The sequence below is a fragment of the Luteibacter sp. P4_E6 genome, from assembly GCF_056401535.1.
The window spans coordinates 1-3,032 of sequence record NZ_JBFUJE010000472.1; the positions used below are offsets into that span (position 1 = coordinate 1).

General features: G+C 62.7%; 4 protein-coding genes. 2 read left to right on the forward strand and 2 right to left on the reverse strand.

What is annotated here, in order from left to right:
* Positions 1-49: 49 nt before the first annotated feature.
* Together pstS and rnt are read right to left on the reverse strand one after the other, a co-directional pair.
* Positions 50-1,066, reverse strand: a complete 1,017-nt coding sequence (pstS, locus tag AC1DT2_RS19375) for a phosphate ABC transporter substrate-binding protein PstS (protein ID WP_477298102.1) — start codon at positions 1,064-1,066, stop codon at positions 50-52.
* A gap of 146 nt (positions 1,067-1,212) precedes the next feature.
* Positions 1,213-1,872 (reverse strand): ribonuclease T, encoded by a 660-nt coding sequence (gene rnt / locus AC1DT2_RS19380; RefSeq protein ID WP_477298104.1) that lies wholly within the window; start codon positions 1,870-1,872, stop codon positions 1,213-1,215.
* A 477-nt stretch (positions 1,873-2,349) separates the two neighbouring features.
* Between rnt and AC1DT2_RS19385 the strand changes: the two genes are divergently transcribed.
* Together AC1DT2_RS19385 and AC1DT2_RS19390 are read left to right on the forward strand one after the other, a co-directional pair.
* Positions 2,350-2,706, forward strand: a complete 357-nt coding sequence (locus AC1DT2_RS19385; protein WP_477298105.1) for a hypothetical protein — start codon at positions 2,350-2,352, stop codon at positions 2,704-2,706.
* Between the two features lie 129 nt (positions 2,707-2,835).
* The coding region (locus AC1DT2_RS19390; protein WP_477298106.1) for a carbonic anhydrase at positions 2,836-3,032 on the forward strand (197 nt) is incomplete at its 3' end.

The window sequence follows — 3,032 nt, forward strand, 5'->3', positions numbered from 1 at the left end:
GGTTTCCTACTCTGGGCCGCTTATGTGTCAGCCGGCCTGTCGAGAAGGATCAGTTCTTGTACTCGGCAGCCCAGTAGGCTTCGATCTGCTTGACCAGCGTGTCCGGCAGGGCGACGTAGTCGAGCGAGGCAGCCTGCGACTGGCCGTTCTCCATGGACCACTTGAAGAAGTCGAACGCGACCTTGGTGTGCGAGGCGTTCTTGGACTTCTTGTACATGATGATCCAGGTCGTCGCCGTGATCGGCCATGCCTGATCGCCCGGGGCATTGGTCATGATCAGGTTGAAGTCCTTGGCGCTCTTCCAGTCAGCCGTCGAAGCAGCAGCGGCGAAGGTGACGGCGCTCGGCTCGATCCACTTGCCGGCTGCGTTCTGCAGCTGGGTGTAGGAGATCGCGTTCTTCTTGGCGTAAGCGTATTCGACGTAACCGATCGAGCCCGGGATCTGGCGAACGTACTGCGAGACGCCTTCGTTACCCTTGCCGCCGACGCCGGCCGGCCACTCAACGGCGGTGCCGAACTTGACCTTGGACGCCCACTCCGGGCTGACCTTGGACAGGTAGTTGGTGAAGTTGAACGAGGTGCCCGAACCGTCCGAACGATGCACGACGGTGACCTTCACGTCCGGAATCTTGACGCCCGGGTTCAGGGCGGCGATGCGCGGATCGCTCCAGCGGGCGATCTTGCCCAGGTAGATGTCGGCGAGAAGGGCGCCGTCCAGCTTCAGCTGGCCAGCGGCCACGCCCTGCAGGTTGACGATGGGCACGATACCGCCGACCACGGCCGGGAACTGGCCCAGGCCGAACTTGGCGAGGTCTYCGGCGCTCATCGGAGCGTCGGAGGCGCCGAAGTCGATGGTGCCTTCCTTGATCTGGGCGATACCTGCACCCGAACCGACGGACTGGTAGTTCAGCTTATTGCCCGTCTTCTCGGCGTACGTGGCGGACCACTTGGAGAGAACGGGGTAGACGAAGCTCGAGCCAGCGCCGGTGATGTCGGTGGCCTGAGCGGACATGCCGAACAGCGAAGCAGCGACCAACGCGGCGATGCGGAGTTTGCGTGTGAACACGGAGTAGTCCTCGGAAGAATGAGTGTCAGGCGAAGCCCGCCCGGGGCTGTATTCCAGCCCTGCCGTGTTGCAATGAGACGTACTGAATGTTTCAACTGGATGACAGCCGCCACTTTGCTGTCATATTCAGGAACTTACGAAATGTCTCAGACCGCGATCGGGGTCGTCTGGTCGCGCTCGAAAAGCTCCAGCCGGCGCCAGCGGTTCACGATTTCGCAAAACAGCTCGGCGGTGCGCTCGGCATCGTAGATGGCCGAATGCGCCTCGCGGCTGTCGAAGCTGAGGCCTGCGGCGAGCACGGCCTTGCTAAGCACGGTCTGCCCGTAGGCCAGGCCACCGAGGGTGGCAGTGTCGAAGCAGCTGAAGGGGTGGAACGGATTGCGCTTATGGCCCACCCGGCGCACCGCCGCATTAAGGAAGGCAAGGTCGAAGGCCGCGTTATGGCCGACCAGCACCGCACGTTGGCACTCCGCGGCTTTCACCGCCTCGCRCACCGCATTGAAGATGTGGTCCAGCGCCTGGCGCTCGGGCAGGGCGCCACGGAACGGGTGATCCGGGTCGATGCCGGTGATTTCCAGCGAGCGCGGGTCGATGTTGGCGCCCGGAAAGGGCTCCACGTTTGCCGCCACGGCCGGCTGGGGCACGAGAAGCCCCGAAGGCTCCATCTTGACCGCGACCACGGCGATTTCCAGGAGCGCATCCCGTTCGGAGTCGAAACCGCCGGTCTCGACATCCACGATCACGGGAAGGAAGCCCCTGAACCGCCCGGCGATCGCCGTAGCGGTGCTGTTACTCGTCGTATCCATACCGCAAAGGATATCAGCCCGGGGCCTTATGAGGCGCTCGCGTTAAGCGGATGTCCTCGTGTCGTCATTTGGTGCCCCAAAAGCATGGAACGGCAACGCCAGCGACTCATTCTTCGCGCCGTGGGCCCCGCTTGAGGTTGTTCGGACAGAAGCCGCCAAGGCACTCGTGGAAAATTTCGACTCCCAGAACTGGGACGATATCCTGAAGTACGCCGGCACCGGGCCGGGGTGAGGACGCTTTGGCGGGCACGACCAAGAACAAGTACTAGACGAAGGTTTCTCTTGTCTGCGAATCGTCTCAGAGGCGTGGGATACCTATGGACGTCTAATTCCTGAATCGCGGTCACCGGATTTATCGCCGAGAAATGCCGCAATCCATTGCCCCCCATTGCCTCTGCGGTTGCAATAGGCAGAAGTCTGAATTTGCTGCGTCGCCGCACTTGCGATTGTCACAAGGCCTCGCGTACGTTCGGCGACATGGCTACGATCCCGACATCCTTCTTGCGCCGCTTCGCGAGCACGTTCTTCGTGTTCATCGCGTTGTGCGTCGCATGCATGGGCGTCCAGGCCGTGCCTTGTGACCGTGACGCCGCTTACGACAGCACGCCCGGCCATGTAGTGGCCCTGGCTGCCGACGACGGCTCCGCGCCCGCCGAAGACAGCACCTTGCCCTCGCTTGAAGACAACAGCGGCGGCCTCGACGACACCTTCGATGTGCCCACCGAGCACGTGCTGACCGTGCCGCACCTTGTTGCCGCCAGCCATTCTGATGTGGCCCCGGCGCCGCACGCGCATCACCCCAGCCTCGACCTGCGTCCCCCTATCGCCGGCTGATCGAAGCTCGCGTGCGCGTCCTGCGCACGCCCTGTAACACCGAATCCATCCCCCGCGTGCCGACACGAGTCGGTCGCCAGCGAGCGTGCGCGCTCGCCACCCTATCCTCGCTAAAGAGAGAGCATTGCCATGGAACGTCTCATCCAGGGTTTCGAAGAGTTTCGTCGTGACATGACCTCGGAGCACCGCGAACTGTTCGCGCGCCTTGCTTCCGTCCAGACGCCGCACACCATGTTCATCACCTGCGCGGACTCGCGCATCATGCCGGAGCTGATGTTCAACGCTCAGCCGGGTGACCTCTTCGTCTACCGTAATGTCGGCAACAT

What these genes read in the sequence shown, in the direction of transcription:
- AC1DT2_RS19385 (WP_477298105.1), top strand. Translation starts at nt 2,350, where the DNA reads ATGGCTACGATCCCGACATCCTTCTTGCGCCGCTTCGCGAGCACGTTC.